Below are 20,273 nucleotides of genomic sequence, written 5' to 3' on the forward strand. Positions count from 1 at the left end.
GGGGCGGCGCCGTCAGCGGTCCGCGACGCGCATCTCGAACCAGGTCGTCTTGCCGCGTGGCAGCAGGTCCACGCCCCAGCGGTCGGAGAGTTTGTCGACGAGGAAGAGGCCCCTGCCGCTGACGTCCAGTTCCTGGACCGGCATGAGGCAGGGCAGGCCGCGGGAGGGGTCGCGGACCTCGACGCGGATCCAGCCGCGGCGCCGGCGCAGTCGGAGGCCGAAGACACGGGCGCCCGTGTGGCGTACGGCGTTGCCGACGAGTTCGGAGACGAGCAGGACCGCGTCCTCGGTCATCTTGGGGGACAGCCCCCACTGGCGCAGCACGACGACCTGGGTGAGACGGCGGGCCGTGGCGGCGGACTCGGGACGGGAAGGGAGCGGAACCTCACCCTCCGTGGGGTTGCCGAACAACTCCAGTGCCTTCAGCGCCCGTTCGTCCTCCACCGCAGGCGACCAGCGTGCCGCGGCCACACGCCCGTGCCCCCGCGGCTGTTCGACATCCTCCAGCCCCGCCATGCCCCCATCATGGCCGTCCGGGGCGCTCTCCGGGGCCGTTCCGGCGGAATACGCCCCCTCGGCGGCCTCCTCGGACGCAGGGTCCGCGGTCTGCGCGGGGGGCGGTTCGGAGTCCGGAAAAGCCGCGTTGACCTGCGGTGACGGATCCTGTGCGGGCAATCGCCGGACTCCCTCGACAAGGCGGGCTCAGGGTCGACCCCAGGGTCCCATGAACCGCCCCATCGAGGGACCCGGACGGGACATCTCGAATGAGACATCCCGTCAATTGCAAGGGATGGCAACCCCGTTCAGGGAGACCTGCCTCACAGCACCCGCCTCACAGGAACTTGGCCTTGCCCGGTCCCTCCTCGACGAAGCTCCGCATGCCGATCTCACGGTCGGCGGTGGCGAACAGGCCCGCGAACCAGTTGCGCTCGACCGCGAGACCGGTGTCGATGTCCGTCTCCAGGCCGGTGTCGACCGACTCCTTCGCCGCCCGCAGCGCGAGCGCCGGGCCCTGGGCCAGCTTCGCGGCCCACGCGTGCGCCTGCGGGTACACCTCCGCCGCCGGGACCACGCGGTCCACCAGGCCCAGGGTCAGGGCCTCGTCCGCCTTCACCATCCGGCCGGTGAAGATGAGGTCCTTCGCCTTGGAGGGGCCGATCAGCCGGGCCAGCCGCTGGGTGCCGCCCGCGCCGGGGATCAGTCCGAGCAGGATCTCCGGCTGGCCCAGCTTGGCGTTGTCGGCCGCGATCCGGAAGTCCGCGCAGAGGGCCAGCTCGCAGCCGCCGCCCAGGGCGTAGCCCGTGACGGCCGCCACGACCGGCTTGGGGATCCGGGCCACCGCGGTGAAGGAGTCCTGGAGGGCGCGCGAGCGCAGGACCATCGCGGTGTGGTCCATGTCCTGCATCTCCTTGATGTCCGCGCCCGCCGCGAACACCTTCTCCCCGCCGTACACCACGACGGCGCGGACGTCGTCCCGGCGGGTCGCCTCCTCGGCCAGTTCCTTGAGCCGGTCCTGCGTGGCGACGTCCAGGGCGTTCATGGGCGGGCGGTCGAGACGGATCGTGCCGACGCCCTCGGCGACTTCGAGATGAACGGTCATGGCAGCAGGTTAACCACCATTAACGACGGCGGGCCCGGTGCCGTTGGTCACAGCACCGGGCCCGTCGCGAAAGCCGTTACTCCGTCACTTCGTCCACTCGGCCCAGGACAGGTTCCAGCCGTTGAGGCCGTTGGCCGGGTCGACCGTCGGGTCGGTGGAGTTCTTCACCGTCACCACGTCGCCGACCATCGAGTGGTTGAAGAACCACGCGGCCGGGACGCCGCTGTCGTAGCCGCCGCGCACATCGCGCAGGCCGATGCAGCCGTGGCTGGCGTTGTAGTTGCCGAAGGCGTCGCCGCCCCAGTAGTTGCCGTGCACGAAGGTGCCCGAGTTGGTCAGCCGCATGGCGTGCGGGACGTCCTTGATGTCGTACTCGCCGTCGTAGCCGACGGTGTCGCCGTTCATCCGGGTCACCGTGAACTTCTCACTGATGACCATCTGGCCGTTCCAGGTGGCGTAGCCGGGCTTGCCCGTGGTCACCGGGATGGTCTTGTAGAGCTTGCCGTCCCGCATGACCTTCATCGTGTGCTTCTTGGCGTCCACGATCGACACCTGGCTGCGGCCGATGGTGAAGGAGACGGTCTTGGACTGCTTGCCGTAGACGCCCTTGCGGCCCTCGACGCCGTCCAGGTTCAGCGTGACGGTGACCTTGGTGCCGGCCTTCCAGTACTGCTCCGGGCGGAAGTCCAGACGGTCGTTGCCGAACCAGTGGCCCTCGACGTCCACGGCCGGCTCGGTCTTGATCTCGATGGCCTTCTCGACGTCGGCCGGCTTGGTGATGCCCCGCGTGAAGCGGACCGAGAACGGCATGCCGACGCCGACGGTGGAGCCGTCCTCGGGCGTGAAGTTGCCGATGAAGGTGTTCTGCGGGCTGAGCGTGGTGAAGGAGGAGTCCTCGGCGGCCGTACGGCCCTCGGAGTCCTTCGCGACCGCGTGCACCTGGTACTCGGTCGAGGCGGCGAGGTGCGTGGCCGGCGTCCAGCCGGCGCCGTCGGCGGAGATCGTGCCCTTGATCGCCGTGCCCTTGTCGTCCTTGACGGTGACCTCGGTCAGCTTGCCCTTGCTGGCGGTCACCTTCAGGGCGCCGGTGGTGTCGACGTCCTTGGCACCGGTCTTCGGGGCGATCGCGACGACCGCCACCGACTGCTTGCTCTCGGCCGCCGCCGTGCTGCCCTTGTCGTTCTTGTCCTTGGCGTCGGACCCGGAGTCCGAGTCGCCGCCCCCGCCGCACGCCGTGACGGCGAGCAGCATGCCGCCGACGATCAGCGCCAACCGCTTGTGGCGGCCGCGTGAGCGCCCCGCGATCGACGCCCCCGATATCGGTCGCACGTTCAAGTCGTTCTCCCCTCCCAGGGCCTGGTCAGGCCCCCACCCCCGCGCACCCCGCGCGATCATTTGCGCATATTAACCGTGCGGTTTTGAGCTGCGTGTCAGGTGAATGTCACCGTTCTGTCGCAACTTGGACCATGATCACGCGGGGATGGTTGCACGGAGGGGAGAGGTCATCCGTCCGTGTCCGGGGAGGTCCAGTCCTCCCAGCTCATGTTCCAGCCGCCGAGCCCGTTGTCCGGCGCGACCTCCTTGTCCTTGCTGTGCACGACCTCCACGACGTCCCCGATCAGCGAGCGGTCGAAGAACCAGCCCGCGGGGGTGTCCGAGGCGCCGCCCCGGACGTCCCTCAGGCCGACGCAGCCATGGCTGACGTTGGCGCTGCCGAAGACGTCCGGCTCCGCCCAGTAGTTGCCGTGCAGGAAGGTGCCGGACTCGGTCAGCCGCATGGCGTGCGGCACGTCCGGGATGTCGTACTCGCCCTTGCCGTCCTTCTTCCTGAAGCCGACGGTGGCCCCGTTCATCCGGGTCAGTTCGAGCATCTCCGTGACGACCATCTTCCCGTTGTACGTCGTCGTCCTCGGCGCCCCGGCCGTGATGGGCACGGTGGCGATCAGGTCGTCCTCGCGCCACACCTTCATCGTGTGCTTCTCCGCGTCCACCAGGGAGACCTGGCTGCGGCCGACGGTGAAGGAGAACGTCTTGTACTGGAGCCCGTAGACCCCGGGCGCGCCCTCCACGTCCCGCAGCCTCAGCGCGACCGTGACCCTGGTGCCCGGCTTCCAGTACTCCTCGGGGCGGAAGTCGAGCCGGCCGCCGCCGAACCAGTGCGGCCGGATCTCCACGGCCGGCTCCGCGGTCACCTCGATCGCCCGCTGCACGGCGGCCCGGTTCTCGATCTCCCGGCTGAAGTCCAGGGACACGATCATCCCGGTGCCCACCGTGGAGCGGTTCTCCGGGGAGACGTACCCGATGAACCGCTCGTCGGGGACGAAGGTGGTGAAGGTGGTGTGCCGGGCCGAACGGTTGCCGTCGCCGTCCAGCGCCACCACATCGACCGTGTACCGGGCGGCCAGCGCCAGCCGGCCGCCGTCCGGCCGCCAGCTCCGCCGGTCGGCCGAGATCCGGCCCGCCACCCTCGTCTCCTGGGCGTCCTGCGACCGCATCACCTTCACCGACTCCAGCCGCCCGTCCGGCACCCGGACCAGCAGCCCCGTCTCCGGCCGCACCCCCTTCGCATGGTCGTCCGGGGTCACCCGGATGACGTCCTCGGGGGCCGCCGGTCTGCCGAGCATCCGGTCCAGCCCGCTCCCGCCGTCGCCCGAGCAGCCCACGGCCCCGGCCAGGAGTCCGGCCCACATCGCTACGGCGGCCACTGCGACGCCCGCGCGCCGTGCGCGCCCATGTACGTGCCTCACGGTGTGTCCAACGACCGGGTGCGCCCCGGGGAAACGTGAGTGCGAGGCGCGCTCTGGGCAGAACAGGGGGAGGACGACAGCGCGGGGCGGCGGCGGCCGGGACGCCGTACGCCCGCCCCTACGTCGTACCCACGAGCCGCGGGAGGCTGAACGGTGTCCAGCGCAGCCGAGCAGGAGGCGGTGGCGGAGGAACGCGCCACGCCGGACACCCGACTGAACGGGGTGTCCCAGAAGGTGCCCGGCGTGCCCGTGCGCCCGGGTGCGCCCACCCCGCTCGGCGCCCGCTTCCGGGTCGGCCCGGACGGGGTCGCGGGCACCAACTTCGCGCTGTGGGCGGGCGGGGCGGAAGCCGTCGAGCTGTGTCTGTTCGACGAGGGTGGCCGGGAGACCCGGGCCGCGCTGACCGAGCTGACGCACGAGATCTGGCACGGTTTCGTCCCGGGCGTGATGCCGGGCCAGCGCTACGGCTTCCGGGTGCACGGCCGCTGGGACCCGTGGACCGGCGGCCGCTGGAACCCGGCGAAGCTCCTCCTCGACCCCTACGCCCGCGCCGTCGACGGCGAGTTCACCCTCCCCCCGGAGGTGTACGGGCACGTCAGGGACTGGCCCCAGCAGCAGGTCGCCGACACCGTGCGCGACGAACGGGACTCGGCGCCGTACGTCCCGAAGGGCGTCGTCGTCCATGACGACGACGACTGGGCCGACGACCGCCGCCCCAAGACGCCGTGGGCCGACTCGGTCATCTACGAACTCCACGTTAAGGGCTTCACCCGGCGCCACCCCGGCATCCCGGAGGAACTCCGCGGCACCTACGCCGGGCTCGCCCACCCGGCGGCCATCGCGCACCTGGTGAAGCTGGGCGTGACCGCGGTGGAGCTGCTCCCCGTCCACCAGTTCGCCCACGAGGACCACCTGCTGCGCCGCGGCCTGCGGAACTACTGGGGCTACAACTCCATCGGCTACTTCGCCCCGCACGCCGGCTACGCCTCCTCCGGTACGACGGGAGGGCAGGTCGGCGAGTTCAAGCGGATGGTCCGCGCCCTGCACGCCGCCGGCATCGAGGTGATCCTCGACGTCGTCTACAACCACACCGCCGAGGCCGGCGAACTCGGCCCCACCCTCTCCCTCAAGGGCATCGACAACCGCGGCTACTACCGGCTCCAGTCCGACGCCCGCCGGTACGCCGACTACACCGGCTGCGGCAACACCCTGCACGTGGTGCAGCCGCATGTGCTCAGGCTGATCACGGACTCCCTGCGCTACTGGGTCACCGAGATGGGGGTGGACGGCTTCCGCTTCGACCTCGCCGCCGCCCTCGCCCGCTCCATGCACGACGTCGACATGCTCTCCCCGTTTCTCGCGGTCATCGCCCAGGACCCGGTGCTGCGACGGGTCAAACTGATCGCGGAACCCTGGGACGTGGGCTCCGGCGGCTACCAGGTGGGCGCCTTCCCTCCCCTGTGGACCGAGTGGAACGACCGCTACCGCAACGCCGTGCGCGACTTCTGGCGGCACGCCCTGCCGGACGTCCGGGAGATGGGCTACCGGCTGTCCGGCTCCAGCGACCTCTACGCCTGGGGCGGCCGCCGCCCGTACGCCTCGGTCAACTTCGTCACCGCCCACGACGGTTTCACCCTGCGCGACCTCGTGTCCTACGAACGCAAGCACAACGAGGCCAACGGCGAGGGCAACCGGGACGGCACGGACGACAACCGGGCCTGGAACTGCGGGGCCGAGGGGGAGACGGACGACGAGCGGGTCCAGGCGCTCCGGCGCCGCCAGCTGCGCAACCTGCTCACCACCCTCCTGCTGTCGACCGGCGTGCCCATGCTGGTCGCGGGCGACGAACTGGGCCGCACCCAGGGCGGCAACAACAACGCCTACTGCCAGGACAACGAGACCGGCTGGCTGGACTGGAGCCTGCTGGAGGAGCCGGGGTGGCGCGCGCTCCTCGACCTGACCTCCCGTCTGATCGCGCTGCGGCACCGGCATCCGGTGCTGCGCCGCCGCGCCTTCTTCTCCGGCCGCGCCCACTCGGCGGACGGGCTGCGCGACCTGGCCTGGTTCACCGCGCGGGGCACGGAGATGACCGAGGGCGACTGGTACGCCCCCGCCGCGACCCTCGGCATGTACCTCTCCGGCCGGGACATCCCGGGCCGCGACGAACGGGGCGCCCCGATCACCGACGACAGCTTCCTCGCGGTGCTGCACGCCGGGGACCGGCCGGTGAGCTTCGTCCTGCCGGGACCGCCGTGGGCCGAGCGCTACGAGGTGGTCGTCGACACCTCCCGCGAGGACCAGACCGAGCCCCCGGGCGTGGTCCACCGCGCAGGGGAGGCGGTCACGGTGCCGGCGCGGGCGGTGGTGCTGCTGCGGGTGGCGGGCTGAGCCGCCGCTCCTGCCAGCACTCCGTCAGTTCCCGGACCTTCTCCGCGAACCGCGCGTCGGCGAACGACGTCGGCGCGGGCAGGGTCGTCCGGCGGCCGTCCGCGAGGTGCGCGACCACCTGGCTCACCCCGAGGACACGGCGGACCTCCAGCCGCTCGATGCCGGACCAGGGAAGCGCACGGCGTGCCCCGTGCACGACCACCAGGGCGTCCTCGGTGAGGATCACCCCGCGCCGCCGCCCGGTCAGCGCCAGGACGGCGACGCCGACGAGGGACCAGCCGAGCAGCTGCCCGAGGTCGCGCACGCTCATCGGGTCGTCGGTGAGGAACTTCCCGGCGTACAGCACCAGCGAGGCGCCCAGGAAACCGATCGCGCCGGGGAGGGCGCGCTGCGCGAGGCCGAGCCGGAACGAGCGCCCGGAGCCCTGCGCGGCCCGGGGAGCGGAGGAGTTCAAGGAGACCGCCGTTCACGGGAGGGGCTCCAGGGTGGCATGCCGGACCCGGCGGGAGGCAGGGGGCCGCCGCCCGGCCGACGCCGACTCCGGCCGCCACGCGGGTGAATGACTCTGTTTCTTACCTTTTGCCCCTTAAATGGTGCGGGTGACTTCGACCGACCGCCGTGCCGCGCTGCGGGCGGGTGCCGGACTGGTCGCCGGGGGCGCGTTCGCCGGCGCGTGCTCCACGTCCGGCTCCGCCTCAGGCCGCTCCTCCGACGCGTCCCCCGGCCCGTCCTCGCCCCCGGCGACCCGTCCGGCACCCGCCGGCCCCCGGCCCGCCCCGGCCCCCCGCGCCTTCCCCGGACAGCCGGCCCAGATCAGCCACGGCCCCCGTGACCGGCCCCGGGTCGCCCTCACCTTCCACGGGCAGGGCGAACCGGCCCTCGCCGAGGCCCTCCTGGGAGAGGCCGAGCGGCAGGGCGCACGGGTCACCGTGCTCGCCGTCGGGACCTGGCTCGACGCCCACCCGGCCCTCGCCCGCCGGATCCTCGACGGCGGCCACGACCTCGGCAACCACACCCACCGCCACCTCGACATCAACGCCATGTCCGAGACCGGGGCGCGCGGCGAGATCGAGGAGTGCGCCCGGCGGCTCAAACGGCTCACCGGCTCCGTCGGGACCTGGTTCCGGCCCTCCCGCGCCTCCCGCGCCTCCCCGCTCGTCGAGCGGCTGGCCCGCGCCGCCGGCTACCCCCACGTCCTGTCCTACGACGTCGACTCCCTCGACTTCACCTCGCCCGGCGCCGCCGCCGTCACGGCCAACGTCCTGCGCGAGGTCCGCGACGGATCCGTCGTGAGCCTGCACTTCGGCTACGCGGACACCCTCGCCGCGCTCCCCGCCGTACTGGACGAACTCGCCCGCCGCGGACTGCGCGCGGTCACCACCACGGAGCTGATCGGCTGATGCGACCCCCACTCCTCACCCGCGCCCTGTTCACCGCCGCCGCCCTCACCGCCCTGGCCGCCTGCGCCAGTCAGGGCGAGGAGGGCGCACGGGAGCCGACCAAGGCCGCCGTGCCCGCCCCCGTGAAGAAACCGGCCGCCCGCGGGCTGCCCGGCATGCCGCCCCTCCTCGACCCCAAGGACGTCTACGCCGCCGACCGCCCGAACAAGCTCTCCCCGGTCGTCAAGGACTTCCCGTCCCGCGTCTACGTCCCCAACACCGAGTCCGACACCGTGTCCGTGATCGACCCGAAGACGTACAAGGTGATCGAGACCATCCGGGTCGGCCGCCAGCCGCAGCACGTCGTGCCCTCCTGGGACCTGAAGACGCTGTGGGTGAACAACGACCGGGGCAACACCCTCACCCCCATCGACCCCAGGACCGGCAAGGCCGGCGACACGGTCGACGTGCACGACCCGTACAACCTCTACTTCACGCCGAACGGCAAGTACGCCGTCGTGATGGCCTCCCTCGACCGCGAGCTCGTCTTCCGGGACGCGCACGCGATGAAACGGAGGGAGACCGTCCCGGTCAGCTGCTACGGCGTCAACCACGCCGACTTCTCGCCCGACGGGCGCTACTTCATCGTCTCCTGCGAGTTCAGCGGCGAACTGCTGAAGGTCGACACCGAGAAGATGCGGGTCGTGGGGCAGGAGAAACTGCCGTTCGCCGGGGCGATGCCGCAGGACGTCAAGATCTCGCCCGACGGGAAGCGGTACTACATCGCCGACATGAAGGCCGACGGCGTGTGGATCCTCGACGGCGACCGGTTCACCAAGCCCTCCTTCCTGCACACCGGCAAGGGCTGCCACGGTCTGTACATCAGCCGCGACTCCCGCGAGATGTACATCTCCAACCGGGGCGAGGGCACGGTCTCCGTCTTCGACTTCACGAAGAACGCGCTGACGAAGAAGTGGCGCCTGCCGGACGGCGGCAGCCCCGACATGGGCGGCGTCTCGGCGGACGGCAAGGTCCTGTGGCTCTCCGGCCGCTACGACGCCGAGGTGTACGCCATCGACACCCGGACCGGCAAGCAGCTCGCCCGCATCCCCGTCGGCAGCGGCCCGCACGGCCTCGCCGTCTACCCCCAGCCCGGCCGCTACTCCCTCGGCCACACCGGCATCTTCCGCTAGTCACCGGCGGGCGGTCAGCAGCAGTTCCGCGCCCACCGGCACATATCCCGCCGCCTGGAACGCCCGTACGCTGCGGGCGTTCCCCGGGGCGACCTGGGCCCACACCGGCTCGTCGGCGAGATGGCGGGCGGCGGTCACGAGCAGCCGGCCGAGGCCCCGGTGCCGCAGCGGCTCGTCCACCTCGACCGAGACCTCCAGCCGCCCGCCGATCCCGCGCCCGGTCACCAGCACCCCGCCGTCCGCCGACCACGCCCGCACCTCGTGACGCCGGCGCAGGGCGTACCGGATCCGGGGATGGCCGCGGTCCTCGATCTCCGTCAGCGACAGCGCCGACGGCGGCCCGCCCGGTAGCGGCGAGGCCACCAGCATCGCGTCGATCGTCTCGGCCGTACGCCCCGTGCGCTCCATCAGCGCCGCGAGGAAGCGCGGGTTCATCGAGGCGGAGAGCGCGTCGCAGTCCACGGCGTGCAGGGTGTCGTACACCCACTGCGGGTCCTCGTCCGTGAAGACCACCGAGTGCGCGGTGAAGGCGAGGACGCCCGCGTCGCGCGGGGACATCTGCCCGACGACCGTCGTCCGCCCGTCCTCCGGCGGGAAGACGCCGTGCGTGGCCCCGTCGAGAATGTCCCGCAACGTCTCCACCGCACCGCTCCTTGAGTCTCCACCCACTGGAAGGCCCAGACTCGCAGACATGATCGACGACGGCACCGGCCTGTTCACCATCGGCGAGCTGGCCCGCGCCACCGGACTGACCGTGCGCACCATCCGCTACTGGTCCGACGAGGGCGTCCTGACCCCCGTCACCCGCTCCACCGGCGGCTACCGGCTCTACGACGCCGAGTCCACCGCCCGGCTGGAACTGATCCGCACCCTGCGCGAACTGGGCCTCGGCCTCGCCGACGTCCGACGGGTGCTGGCGGGGGAGCGGACGGTCGCGGAGGTCGCGGCGGCGCACGTGTCCGCGCTGGACGCGCAGATCAGGTCGCTGAAGGTGACCCGGGCGGTGCTGTCGTCGGTGGCCCGGCGCGGTTCGAGTGCGGAGGAGATGACCCTGATGAACAGACTGGCGCGGCTGTCGGCGGCCGAGCGCAGAAGGATCCTGGAGGAGTTCGTGGACGAGATGTTCCACGGGCTGGACACCGCGGACCCGGTGATCCGCGAGCGGATGCGGTCCACGGCAGTGGACCTGCCGGAGGAGCCGACACCCGAGCAGGTGGACGCCTGGGTGGAGCTGGCCGAGCTGCTCCAGGACCCGGAGTTCCGGGTGCAGATGCGCCAGGTCGCCGAGTTCAACGCGGCGGACCGGGGGCCCGAGGTGCCTGCCGGGGCGTCCCTGTGGTTCGCCCGGCGGCTGGTGCTGGCGGCGGCGCAGGCCCGCGCGCGGGGCGTCGACCCCGGGTCCCCCGAGGCGGCGGCGGTGCTGCGGGGCGTGCTCGGCGACGCGGACCCGGCCGAGGTCCTCGAACGCCTCACCTCGCCGTCGAACCACCAGGTGGCCCGGTACCGGGAGTTGCTGGTGACGGTGAAGGGCCAGGCGCCCGAGGCGGCCCACCGGGAGGAGTTCGCCTGGGTGGTCGCCGCGCTGGCGGCCCGCACGGGCAGCTAATCTGACCTGCGTCAGTACGACAGCAAGACACCGCAAGGTATGGCGAAGAGGGGCGGATCGGTGGCCGACATCGAAGAAGCACGCACGCAGTTCCAGCGCATCGACACGGACGGCGACGGTTTCATCACCGCCGCCGAGTTCAAGACCGCCCTGGCCCAGGGGGGCGACTGGAACGTCACCGAGTCGGTGGCCGAGGCCATCATCAAGACCCGCGACCTGAACGGCGACAAGGTCCTGTCGTTCGACGAGTTCTGGACGTACCTGAGCAAGTAGGCCCAGCAGGGCAGGGGGGGGCGTCCCGGTCCGGGACGCCCCCCCTTTCTTTCGGCTCATGCCCCGCGGGCGATACGTACGCCGGCGCCCGTCGTCGTGCCGCTCCAGGGCGAGCGGCAGGCCGAAGCAATTGCCGCAGAGGAGTCAGTCCGCCTTGCGTGCCACGACGGCGGCGTTCGCGCCCGCCGCGTCCAGGGGAAGCGCCGTGATGCCGGTGAAACCCGCCTCGGTGAGCCAGTTCCGGTACTCGGCGTAGGTGTAGTTGTGGCCCGAGCGGGTCTCGACGAGCATGTTCAGACCCATCAGCGCGGCCGCCGCGGGACCGGACTCGTCGTCGTCCAGGACGAGTTCGCAGATGATCACCGCCCCGCCGGCGGGCAGCGCCGCGTGGCATTCCGCCAGCAGCCGCCGCCCGGTCGCCTCGTCCCAGTCGTGCAGGATCATGCTGAGCAGGATCACGTCGTGCCCCCCGGGCAGCGGCGCCCCGGACAGGAAGTCGCCGTCGCACGCGTCGATCACCCCGGCCATCCCGAGCCCGGCGACCTTCTCCCGGGTCATCGCCGTGATCCGCGGCAGATCCAGGACCGTGGCCCGCAGCCCCGGGAACCGGCGGCACAGCCCCACCGGGAACGCCCCGGTGCCGCCGCCCACGTCCAGCAGTCGGCGGTGCGCGGTGAAGTCGTAGGCCCCGGCCAGGGCGTCGGCCGTGAACGACGACAGCGTGAACATCGCCTCCCAGAACCCCTCCAGGACCTCCGGATCGGTCGTGACGAACGCCGACTCCTGGCGGTCCGGGTCCCAGGTGGTCGGCCGGTTGTCCCGCAGCGCCTCCTGGAGTCGGCCCCAGCCCGGATAGCCGTGCCGGTCCGAGTACCGCACGAACCCGCCGAAGTAGTGCGACCGGCCCTCGACCAGGAACTCCTCCGCGACCGGGGCGTTGCGGTAGAGACCGTCCTCGCGCACCAGCAGCCCGAGGGAGGTGCAGCACGCCAGCAGCATCCGGGCCGGCCGCGGATGCAGCCCCAGTTCCGCGCCGAGCTTCGCCGCGTCGGCCGGCCCCCGTCGCGACAGGACCGAGAACACGCCGAGGTCCACACTGGCGGCGAGCACCTTGAACCGCCAAAAACCGGTGGTCAGTTCCATGAGCGGGACGGGCGTGGGCCGGTCGGTCGGCTGAGGCATCCTGCGGCTCCTGTACATGGTCGACGCGCGGTCCGGGGCATCCCCGGCGAGGGCATAGAGTAATGGATCAAGCACAAAGCGTAGTCATCAGTCATCCGAGTTCCGGGACATCCCACTTGACGAACCCCGCCGTACCCGGCAGCCCCATCGCCCTGGTCCTGCCACTGCCCACCGAACTGCCCCCCGCCGCCGCCCGTGTCGGAGCCCGGCTGGCCGCGGTGCAGAAAGGCTTCTCCGTCCCGTACGTCACGCTCGACGACGAGCCGCCCGCCGGGAGCCGGGTCCACGACCGGTTCTTCGCGGTCCGGCGGGCCCGGGGCGACAGCGCCGCGCTCCTCGCCGGCGCGCTCCTGCTCAGCGACGTCCTCGTCCGGGACGATCTCGCCCGCAACGGCAGCACGCTCGACGAGGACCCCGACAACCCGCTGCTGGGGGTCACCGCGTTCCTGGCCGACACCCTCGCGCCGGCCGCCAAGCACGCGCCGTGGCGGCCCGCCGACCCCGGCGCGGCCGCGCAGGAACGGTGGCTTGTCGGCCACCAGCGCTTCTTCGTCATGCTGCAGCTCCTGATCGTCGCCCTCCAGGAGCTCGACCGGCCCGGCGCCACGGCCGACGAGGAGACGGCGGCGGTCCGCTCCTTCGGACGGATCTGCCGCAGCACCTCCGCGGCCATGCGGTACGCCGCGGACTTCCCGCCGCACCTGTACGGCCCCGTGCGCGACACCATGACCCCGCCTGCCGTCAACGCGGGCTTCAGCGGGCTCCAGACCCGCGACCACCACGCGCTGGTCAACCTCCTGCGCGGCCAACGGCGCGACGGCGTCTTCGCCCGGCTGGCCCCCGCGTCCCTGGTGGCCGTCCACGCCGCGGTGCAGGAGCTGTACGACGCCCATGTCTGGGTCTGCGCCCGGTTCGGCGGAGAGAGCGAGCCCAGCCTGCTGATGGAGCAGACCGGCCGGCGGTCGGCCGGGGCGGAGCCGCCCGAGAGCGGGGTGTCGGCGGCCCGGCGCCTGGCCGCGCAGCGCCTGGACCACCTCGGCTGAACGCCCCGGGAGAGAACAACGTGAACACCTCATCGAGCGCTGGACCGGCGGTCTGCGAGCGGTGCGGGGGGACCGGGAGCCCCACCGCACCGGAGTCGGCGCAGTCGGTGGCGTCCGTGGAGTCCGGGCGGTTCCGGGAGCGGCGCGTGGCCGGGACGCTGCGGCCCCGCAGCCTTGAGGACGTGGTCCGCATCGTGCGCGACGGCCCGTCCGCGCCGCTCCATACGGTGAGCACGGGACGCAACTGGGGCCTGGGCTCCGCCCGTCCGGTCCGCGACGGTGCCCTCCTGCTCGACCTGTCCGCCCTCGACCGGGTGCGCGCCCTTGACCCCGACCGCGGCTACGCCGTCGTCGAACCGGGCGTCACCCAGGGCGAGTTGGCCCGGCTTCTGGTCGGTACCGGGCGGATCCTCAACCCCACCGGCGCCTCACAGCACACCAGCGTCGTCGGCAACGTCCTGGAACGCGGCGTCGGTCTGCACCGCGTCCGCGCCGACGACCTCGCCGGCCTGGAACTCGTCCTCGCGGACGGCGAGGTCGTGCACACCGGCTGGTGGCCCGGCCGGCACGGCGCGGCCGTGGTCCAGCCGCACGGCCGAGGGCCCTCCCTCAACCACCTCTTCACCCAGTCCGCCCTGGCCGTCGTCACGGCGGCGGCCGTACGGCTGCTGCCCCGGCCGGAGGCGGTGCGCGTGCTGCCCCTGACCTTCCCCGAGGCGGACCTCGCCGCCGCCGTCGACATCCTGCGGGCCTGGACCGCCCAGCACCTGATCCCCGCCACGACGAAGATCTACAACCCGGTCGCCGCGCGCACCTACGGCGTCCACGGCCGGTGCCTCGCCCACCTCTGCCTGACCGGCGACCCCGAACTGGTCGACCTGCGGACGCGTCTCGTCACCGAGCGGGCCGGAGCCCCCGGCTCCCCGTTCGCGCTCGCGCCCGGGACGGCCGCCGACAACCACGTCCACCGTGCCTACGCCGGCCTGCCCGACCCGGACGACACGCTCTTCCTCCGCAAGACCGGCCACTGCGCCCGCTGCCTGGACGCCGGACGGGGCCTGCTGATGTTCCTGCCGGTCGTCCCCTTCGCGGGCGGAGCCGTCCGCCGCGCCGCCGCCCTGCTGGACGGCGCCCTGGCCGGCCGCACCGCCCCGCCCGGCGTCACCCTGAACGTCCTCGACGCCGACACCGTCGACCACGTCGTCACCCTGGGCTTCCCACCCGAGGACCCGGACGCCGTACGCGACGCCCACCGCACGCTCGACCGCCTCCACGACGCCTTCGCCGCCGAACGCTGGCTCCCGTACCGCCCCGACATCGACCACCCGCTGCCCGGCCCGGGCACCGTCCTGCACCGACGCCTCGCCGAAGCCCTCGACCCGCAGGGCGTGTTCGCGAGCGGCCGCTACCGCAGCTGAGCCGGCCCCCGGCCCCCTGGGCCGTGACGGGGACCTGGCCGTTCCAGGACGGAGGGATCGGTGAACGCCGGGTCCCGGCGGACGTCCGTACGGAAGCCCCGGCCGGAGTCCCGGTCCCGGCTCTCCTCCTCCTCGGCCCGCTCCGCGAAGTACTCCCCGGGAGTCGTCCATGTCGGCCGGGTTGGCGATCGCGCCCAGGTCCGCCACGGGAGTGCTCAGCCACCGCTCGAACCCGTCCCGCGTCATCGGGATACGTCCGTCCGCCGCGATCCGGAGGCGAGCGCGCTGCCGTATCTGCTCCCGTACGTGAACGTGCCCTGGGTGGAGGGCGGTGTCGCCCGGCCGATGGCCGAGGACGCACTCGCCGAGGCCGTGTTCCCGTCCGGGCGTCCGCTGCCGCCGAGCCTGCGGGCCTGGCTGGCGTACGACACCGGCCTGCTGGAGCGCCACGGATGGTTCGCCCCGGACGGCTCCTTCGCGCCGCGCCCGCTCGACGAACTGGTCGGGGACGAGATGGGCGACTTCTGGGGCAACGAGTTCGCCTGGCTGTCCGGACGCCTCTCCGAGTGCTTCCTGCTCCCCGGCGGCTCCGACTCCCGGCGCATCCTGGCCGTCACCGAGCCGGACGAGGAGGGGGAGTACCCCGTCCTCGCCCTCGACCTGGACGACATGCCGTACCTGGGCCTGATGTACGCCGCGCAGTGCTTCGCGGGCGAGGCCTGTGTGGAGTACCCCTTCGAGTTCACGGCCGCCTTCGCCGAACTCCATCCCGAGCGGGCCGGGAAGAACCCCCGGCGCGGGGGTTCCGCACGCTGACCGCGGGTGCCTCAGCACTCGATGATGTTCACCGCCAGCCCGCCCCGGGCCGTCTCCTTGTACTTCACGCTCATGTCGGCGCCGGTCTCCTTCATGGTCTTGATGACCTTGTCGAGGGACACCTTGTGGGAGCCGTCGCCGCGCATGGCCATCCGGGCGGCGGTGACCGCCTTGACCGCGGCCATGCCGTTGCGCTCGATGCACGGGATCTGGACCAGGCCGCCCACGGGGTCGCAGGTGAGGCCGAGGTTGTGCTCCATGCCGATCTCGGCGGCGTTCTCGACCTGCTCGGGGGAGCCGCCGAGCACCTCGGCGAGGGCGCCGGCCGCCATGGAGCAGGCGGAGCCGACCTCGCCCTGGCAGCCGACCTCGGCGCCGGAGATGGAGGCGTTCTCCTTGAACAGCATGCCGATCGCGCCGGCGGCGAGCAGGAAGCGGACCACACCCTCCTCGTCCGCGCCGGGGACGAAGTTGACGTAGTAGTGCAGGACGGCCGGGATGATGCCCGCCGCGCCGTTGGTCGGGGCGGTGACCACCCGGCCGCCCGCCGCGTTCTCCTCGTTCACCGCCATCGCGTAGAGGGTGATCCACTCCATGGCGTGCGCCAGCGGGTCGCCGTCGGCCCGCAGCTGACGGGCGGTCACGGCGGCCCGGCGGCGGACGCGCAGCCCGCCCGGCAGGATGCCCTCCCGGGACATGCCCCGGGTGACGCACGCCTGCATCACCCGCCAGATGTCGAGGAGCCCCTCGCGGATCTCCTCCTCGGTGCGCCAGGCCCGCTCGTTCTCCAGCATCAGCGCGGAGATCGACAGACCCGTCTCCCGGGTCAGGCGCAGCAGCTCGTCGCCCGTGCGGAAGGGGTACTTCAGGACCGTGTCGTCCAGCTTGATGCGGTCCGCTCCCACCGCCTCCTCGTCGACGACGAAACCGCCGCCCACCGAGTAGTACGTCCTCGTCAGCAGCTCCGCGCCCGAGGCGTCGTACGACCGGATGGTCATGCCGTTGGCGTGGTAGGGCAGCGCCTTGCGGCGGTGCAGGACCAGGTCGTCGTCGAAGGAGAACGGGATCTCGCGCTCGCCGAGCAGCCGCAGCCGGCCCGACTCCTTGATCTGCTCCACCCGCTCGTCGGCGGTCTCCACGTCCACCGTGCGGGGGGAGGCGCCCTCCAGGCCGAGCAGGACCGCCTTGGGGGTGCCGTGGCCGTGGCCGGTGGCGCCGAGCGAGCCGTACAGCTCGCAGCGGACCGAGGCGACGGAGTCCAGCAGGGCGTCGCCGCTCAGGCGTCGCGCGAACATACGGGCCGCACGCATCGGGCCGACCGTGTGGGAGCTGGACGGCCCGATGCCGATCGAGAAGAGGTCGAAGACCGAGATGGCCACGGGGATTCCTTACCGGGAGGGTGGGGGCACACGCCTTCGGGTACCCCCACCAGGGAACTACTTGTTCAGAACGGGGTAAAGCGGGTGCTTGGCGGCGAGGGCCTCGACCCGGGCCTTCAGCGCGGTGGCGTCGTAGGCCGGCTTGAGGGTCTCGGCGATGACGTCGGCGACCTCGGTGAAGTCCTCGGCGGTGAAGCCGCGGGTGGCGAGGGCCGGGGTGCCGATGCGCAGGCCGGAGGTGACCATCGGCGGGCGCGGGTCGTTGGGGACGGCGTTGCGGTTGACCGTGATGCCGACCTCGTGGAGGCGGTCCTCGGCCTGCTGTCCGTCGAGCTCGGAGGCGCGCAGGTCGACCAGGATCAGGTGCACGTCGGTGCCGCCGGAGAGCACGTCGACGCCGGCCTCGCGGGCGTCCGGGGCGGTCAGGCGCTCGGCGAGGATGCGGGCGCCGTCGAGCGTGCGCTGCTGGCGCTCCTTGAACTCCTCGCTCGCGGCGACCTTGAAGGAGACCGCCTTGGCGGCGATCACGTGCTCCAGGGGGCCGCCCTGGAAGCCGGGGAAGACGGAGGAGTTCAGCTTCTTCGCGAACTCCTTCCTCGCCAGGATGATCCCGCCGCGGGGGCCGCCGAGGGTCTTGTGGGTGGTGGAGGTGACCACGTCCGCGTACGGGACGGGGTTGGGGTGCAGTCCGGCGGCGACCAGGCCGGCGAAGTGGGCCATGTCCACCCACAGACGGGCGCCGGCCGCGTCCGCGATCCGGCGGAACTCGGCGAAGTCCAGCTGCCGCGGGTACGCCGACCAGCCCGCGATGATCACCTTCGGGCGGTGCTCCAGGGCCAGCTTCTCCACCTCGGCCATGTCGACCAGCCCGGTCGCGGCGTCGACGTGGTAGGCGACCACGTCGAACTGCTTGCCGGAGAAGTTCAGCCGCATGCCGTGGGTGAGGTGGCCGCCGTGGGCGAGGTCCAGGCCGAGGATGGTGTCGCCGGGCTGGGCCAGCGCGAACAGGGCGGCCTGGTTGGCGGAGGCGCCCGAGTGCGGCTGGACGTTGGCGTACTCGGCGCCGAACAGGTCCTTGATCCGGTCGATCGCGATCTGCTCGGCCACGTCCACGTGCTCGCAGCCGCCGTAGTAGCGGCGGCCCGGGTAGCCCTCGGCGTACTTGTTGGTCAGGACCGAGCCCTGCGCCTCCATGACCGCGAGCGGAGCGAAGTTCTCCGACGCGATCATCTCGAGCGTGGACTGCTGGCGGTGCAGCTCGGCGTCGACCGCGGCCGCGATCTCCGGGTCGAGCTCGTGCAGGGGAGTGTTCAGAACAGTCATCTGGGCAGTCCTAGGAATCTCAGCCGGCGGTGAAGGCGGTGTACTCGTCGGCGGACAGCAGCTCCTCCTGCTCACCCGCGACGCGTACCTTGAACAGCCACCCGCCCTCGAAGGGGGCGGAGTTCACCAGCGACGGGTCGTCGACGACGTCCTGGTTGACCTCGACGATCTCGCCGTCGACCGGCGAGTACAGCTCGCTCACCGACTTGGTCGACTCCAGCTCACCGCAGGACTCGCCCGCGGTGACCGTGGCGCCGGCCTCCGGGAGCTCCACGAAGACGACATCGCCGAGCGCGTTGGCCGCGTGCTCGGTGATGCCCACCGTCGAGACGCCGTCCTCGGCGGCCGACAGCCACTCGTGCTCCTTGCTGTAGCGCAGCTGCTGGGGGTTGCTCATGGCCTGAATTCTCCTGTACGCGAGGGGGTGCTGATGAATGGGAACCGCTCAGGGCCGGTGTGAGCAGCGCGAATGTGCGCAGGTTCACGTGCCCGGCGGGGTCGGTCGCTACTTCTGACGCTTGTAGAACGGCAGGGCCACGACCTCGTACGGCTCGTGGCTGCCCCGGATGTCCACCCCGACGCCCTCGGTGCCCGGCGCGGCGTGCGCGGCGTCGACATAGGCCATCGCGATGGGCTTGCCCAGGGTGGGGGAGGGGGCGCCGGAGGTGACCTCGCCGATCACCTCGCCGCCGGAGACGACCGCGTACCCGGCGCGCGGGATCCGCCGGCCCTCGGCGACCAGGCCGACCAGGACGCGCGGAGGGGCAGACGCCGCCCGCTCGGCGGCCGCCTCCAGGGCCGTACGCCCCACGAAGTCGCCCTTCTTCCCGAACTTCACGACCCGGCCGAGCCCGGCGTCGAAGGGCGTGAGCGACGTGCTCAGCTCATGCCCGTACAGCGGCATGCCCGCCTCCAGGCGCAGGGTGTCCCGGCAGGACAGACCGCAGGGGACCAGTCCGACGCCCGCGCCGGCCTCGGTCAGCGCCTGCCACAGCCCGACCGCGTGCTCCGGCCGTACGAACAGCTCGAAGCCGTCCTCACCGGTGTAGCCGGTGCGCGCGATCAGTGCGGGAACCCCGGCGACGGTGCCGGGCAGGCCCGCGTAGTACTTCAGACCGTCGAGGTCGGCATCGGTGAGCGCCTTCAGGATGCCCGGCGACTCGGGACCCTGGACGGCGATCAGCGCGTACGCGTCCCGGTCGTCGCGCACCTGCGCGTCGAACCCGGCGGACCGCTCCACCAGCGCGTCCAGCACCACCTGGGCGTTGGAGGCGTTGGCGACGACCAGGAACTCGGTCCCGGCGAGCCGGTACACGATCAGGTCGTCCAGGATGCCGCCGTCCTCCCGGCAGATCATGGTGTAGCGGGCGCGGCCGACACCGACGGAGGCGATGTCGCCCACCAGCGCGTGATTCAGCAGCTCGGCGGCCTGCGGCCCGGTCACCGTGATCTCGCCCATGTGCGAGAGGTCGAAGAGCCCGGCCCGGGTCCGCACGGCGGTGTGCTCGTCGCGCTCGGAGCCGTAGCGCAGCGGCATGTCCCAGCCGGCGAAGTCGGTCATGGTCGCGCCGAGCGAACGGTGCAGCGCGTCGAGCGCGGTACGACGGGGTGGGTTACTGCTCATCGGACGGTCGTCTCCCAAGGCATGACGGGCGAGGTCGTTCCTCCCCGTTCCTCCCCATCTGTCATCGGAACCTGAGAGGTTCGCCATGACCCGCGAACGGGGGCACGGCTTGCACCTTGGGTGGGGTCGCCGGAGACGGCGGCCCGCTTTTCAGATGTGCCTCGCCCGCGCGGTAACGGGGCCTGAGAGATTCAAGGGAGGGACTTGCTCCTTCGGCGCCCCGGCGAAAACTGCTGCTGGGGACTCTCCCGCGCGGATTCAAACGGCCGGTATGCAGTTGGCGCGGACATCATTGCACGCCC

Annotated in this window: 19 protein-coding genes and 2 riboswitches; of the genes, 8 read left to right on the forward strand and 11 right to left on the reverse strand. The window is 72.1% G+C overall.

Annotated features, from left to right (window positions below):
- Window positions 1-12: 12 nt before the first annotated feature.
- From ACYQ8Q_RS31410 to ACYQ8Q_RS31425, 4 genes are all read right to left on the reverse strand, one after another.
- Window positions 13-516: an ATP-binding protein gene (locus tag ACYQ8Q_RS31410; RefSeq protein WP_055632399.1), complete on the reverse strand. Its 504-nt coding sequence runs from the start codon at window positions 514-516 to the stop codon at window positions 13-15.
- A 316-nt stretch (window positions 517-832) separates the two neighbouring features.
- Window positions 833-1,600 (reverse strand): enoyl-CoA hydratase/isomerase family protein, encoded by a 768-nt coding sequence (locus tag ACYQ8Q_RS31415; RefSeq protein ID WP_460069641.1) that lies wholly within the window; start codon window positions 1,598-1,600, stop codon window positions 833-835.
- A gap of 84 nt (window positions 1,601-1,684) precedes the next feature.
- On the reverse strand, window positions 1,685-2,935 hold the full coding sequence (locus ACYQ8Q_RS31420; protein ID WP_460069643.1) for a L,D-transpeptidase: 1,251 nt from the start codon (window positions 2,933-2,935) through the stop codon (window positions 1,685-1,687).
- Between the two features lie 167 nt (window positions 2,936-3,102).
- Window positions 3,103-4,347 (reverse strand): L,D-transpeptidase, encoded by a 1,245-nt coding sequence (locus ACYQ8Q_RS31425; RefSeq protein WP_460069645.1) that lies wholly within the window; start codon window positions 4,345-4,347, stop codon window positions 3,103-3,105.
- A gap of 153 nt (window positions 4,348-4,500) precedes the next feature.
- Here ACYQ8Q_RS31425 and glgX point away from each other — a divergent pair, with 153 nt between their 5' ends.
- A complete protein-coding gene (gene glgX, locus ACYQ8Q_RS31430) occupies window positions 4,501-6,735 on the forward strand; it encodes a glycogen debranching protein GlgX (protein ID WP_460069647.1) in 2,235 nt (744 codons plus the stop codon).
- Here the strand turns inward: glgX and ACYQ8Q_RS31435 are convergent.
- Entirely contained in the window at window positions 6,689-7,189 is a 501-nt protein-coding gene (locus ACYQ8Q_RS31435) for a hypothetical protein (protein WP_460069649.1), read from the reverse strand. The two genes, glgX and ACYQ8Q_RS31435, sit on opposite strands and share 47 nt — an antisense overlap.
- Before the next feature lie 136 nt (window positions 7,190-7,325).
- On the opposite strand from ACYQ8Q_RS31435, the gene ACYQ8Q_RS31440 reads away from it, so the two are divergent.
- Together ACYQ8Q_RS31440 and ACYQ8Q_RS31445 are read left to right on the forward strand one after the other, a co-directional pair.
- On the forward strand, window positions 7,326-8,135 hold the full coding sequence (locus tag ACYQ8Q_RS31440) for a polysaccharide deacetylase family protein (protein ID WP_460069651.1): 810 nt from the start codon (window positions 7,326-7,328) through the stop codon (window positions 8,133-8,135).
- Entirely contained in the window at window positions 8,135-9,307 is a 1,173-nt protein-coding gene (locus ACYQ8Q_RS31445; RefSeq protein WP_460069654.1) for a YncE family protein, read from the forward strand. The genes ACYQ8Q_RS31440 and ACYQ8Q_RS31445 overlap by 1 nt, the downstream gene beginning before the upstream one ends.
- On the opposite strand, the gene ACYQ8Q_RS31450 is transcribed toward ACYQ8Q_RS31445, so the two are convergent.
- Window positions 9,308-9,949 (reverse strand): GNAT family N-acetyltransferase, encoded by a 642-nt coding sequence (locus tag ACYQ8Q_RS31450; protein ID WP_460069656.1) that lies wholly within the window; start codon window positions 9,947-9,949, stop codon window positions 9,308-9,310.
- A 49-nt stretch (window positions 9,950-9,998) separates the two neighbouring features.
- Here ACYQ8Q_RS31450 and ACYQ8Q_RS31455 point away from each other — a divergent pair, with 49 nt between their 5' ends.
- Both ACYQ8Q_RS31455 and ACYQ8Q_RS31460 read left to right on the forward strand, forming a co-directional pair.
- On the forward strand, window positions 9,999-10,913 hold the full coding sequence (locus ACYQ8Q_RS31455; RefSeq protein WP_460069659.1) for a helix-turn-helix domain-containing protein: 915 nt from the start codon (window positions 9,999-10,001) through the stop codon (window positions 10,911-10,913).
- A 60-nt stretch (window positions 10,914-10,973) separates the two neighbouring features.
- A complete protein-coding gene (locus ACYQ8Q_RS31460) occupies window positions 10,974-11,186 on the forward strand; it encodes an EF-hand domain-containing protein (protein WP_460069662.1) in 213 nt (70 codons plus the stop codon).
- A 144-nt stretch (window positions 11,187-11,330) separates the two neighbouring features.
- Here ACYQ8Q_RS31460 and ACYQ8Q_RS31465 read toward each other — a convergent pair whose 3' ends face one another.
- Complete coding sequence (locus ACYQ8Q_RS31465; RefSeq protein ID WP_460069665.1) at window positions 11,331-12,368, reverse strand: methyltransferase; 1,038 nt, start codon at window positions 12,366-12,368, stop codon at window positions 11,331-11,333.
- Between the two features lie 116 nt (window positions 12,369-12,484).
- Between ACYQ8Q_RS31465 and ACYQ8Q_RS31470 the strand changes: the two genes are divergently transcribed.
- Genes ACYQ8Q_RS31470 through ACYQ8Q_RS31480 form a run of 3 tightly spaced genes read left to right on the forward strand, consistent with a single transcriptional unit; the run spans window position 12,485 to window position 15,645 of the window.
- A complete protein-coding gene (locus ACYQ8Q_RS31470; protein WP_460069668.1) occupies window positions 12,485-13,411 on the forward strand; it encodes a hypothetical protein in 927 nt (308 codons plus the stop codon).
- A gap of 20 nt (window positions 13,412-13,431) precedes the next feature.
- Window positions 13,432-14,829: an FAD-binding oxidoreductase gene (locus ACYQ8Q_RS31475; RefSeq protein WP_460069670.1), complete on the forward strand. Its 1,398-nt coding sequence runs from the start codon at window positions 13,432-13,434 to the stop codon at window positions 14,827-14,829.
- Between the two features lie 60 nt (window positions 14,830-14,889).
- On the forward strand, window positions 14,890-15,645 hold the full coding sequence (locus tag ACYQ8Q_RS31480; RefSeq protein ID WP_460069672.1) for a hypothetical protein: 756 nt from the start codon (window positions 14,890-14,892) through the stop codon (window positions 15,643-15,645).
- Between the two features lie 11 nt (window positions 15,646-15,656).
- Here ACYQ8Q_RS31480 and ACYQ8Q_RS31485 read toward each other — a convergent pair whose 3' ends face one another.
- From ACYQ8Q_RS31485 to gcvT, 4 genes are all read right to left on the reverse strand, one after another.
- Window positions 15,657-17,024 carry an L-serine ammonia-lyase gene (locus tag ACYQ8Q_RS31485; protein ID WP_460069674.1) on the reverse strand — a complete coding sequence of 456 codons (1,368 nt, stop codon included), beginning with the start codon at window positions 17,022-17,024 and terminating at the stop codon, window positions 15,657-15,659.
- 57 nt (window positions 17,025-17,081) lie between these two features.
- Window positions 17,082-18,347 carry a serine hydroxymethyltransferase gene (gene glyA, locus ACYQ8Q_RS31490; protein WP_460069676.1) on the reverse strand — a complete coding sequence of 422 codons (1,266 nt, stop codon included), beginning with the start codon at window positions 18,345-18,347 and terminating at the stop codon, window positions 17,082-17,084.
- Window positions 18,348-18,366: 19 nt separating this feature from the next.
- A complete protein-coding gene (gene gcvH / locus ACYQ8Q_RS31495; protein ID WP_460069678.1) occupies window positions 18,367-18,744 on the reverse strand; it encodes a glycine cleavage system protein GcvH in 378 nt (125 codons plus the stop codon).
- Between the two features lie 108 nt (window positions 18,745-18,852).
- Window positions 18,853-19,971: a glycine cleavage system aminomethyltransferase GcvT gene (gene gcvT, locus ACYQ8Q_RS31500; RefSeq protein ID WP_460069680.1), complete on the reverse strand. Its 1,119-nt coding sequence runs from the start codon at window positions 19,969-19,971 to the stop codon at window positions 18,853-18,855.
- 48 nt (window positions 19,972-20,019) lie between these two features.
- Window positions 20,020-20,131: riboswitch (glycine riboswitch) on the reverse strand.
- Window positions 20,132-20,232: riboswitch (glycine riboswitch) on the reverse strand.
- Window positions 20,233-20,273 lie beyond the last annotated feature (41 nt).

It is taken from the genome of Streptomyces sp. YKOK-I1 (genome assembly GCF_054660435.1).

Excerpts from the sequence above, each read along its gene's own strand:
- ACYQ8Q_RS31410 (WP_055632399.1), bottom strand. The coding sequence starts at position 516 with ATGGCGGGGCTGGAGGATGTCGAACAGCCGCGGGGGCACGGGCGTGTG.
- ACYQ8Q_RS31415 (WP_460069641.1), bottom strand. The coding sequence starts at position 1,600 with ATGACCGTTCATCTCGAAGTCGCCGAGGGCGTCGGCACGATCCGTCTC.
- ACYQ8Q_RS31440 (WP_460069651.1), top strand. The coding sequence starts at position 7,326 with ATGGTGCGGGTGACTTCGACCGACCGCCGTGCCGCGCTGCGGGCGGGT.
- ACYQ8Q_RS31445 (WP_460069654.1), top strand. The coding sequence starts at position 8,135 with ATGCGACCCCCACTCCTCACCCGCGCCCTGTTCACCGCCGCCGCCCTC.
- ACYQ8Q_RS31455 (WP_460069659.1), top strand. The coding sequence starts at position 9,999 with ATGATCGACGACGGCACCGGCCTGTTCACCATCGGCGAGCTGGCCCGC.
- ACYQ8Q_RS31465 (WP_460069665.1), bottom strand. The coding sequence starts at position 12,368 with ATGCCTCAGCCGACCGACCGGCCCACGCCCGTCCCGCTCATGGAACTG.
- glyA (WP_460069676.1), bottom strand. The coding sequence starts at position 18,347 with ATGACTGTTCTGAACACTCCCCTGCACGAGCTCGACCCGGAGATCGCG.
- gcvH (WP_460069678.1), bottom strand. The coding sequence starts at position 18,744 with ATGAGCAACCCCCAGCAGCTGCGCTACAGCAAGGAGCACGAGTGGCTG.
- gcvT (WP_460069680.1), bottom strand. The coding sequence starts at position 19,971 with ATGAGCAGTAACCCACCCCGTCGTACCGCGCTCGACGCGCTGCACCGT.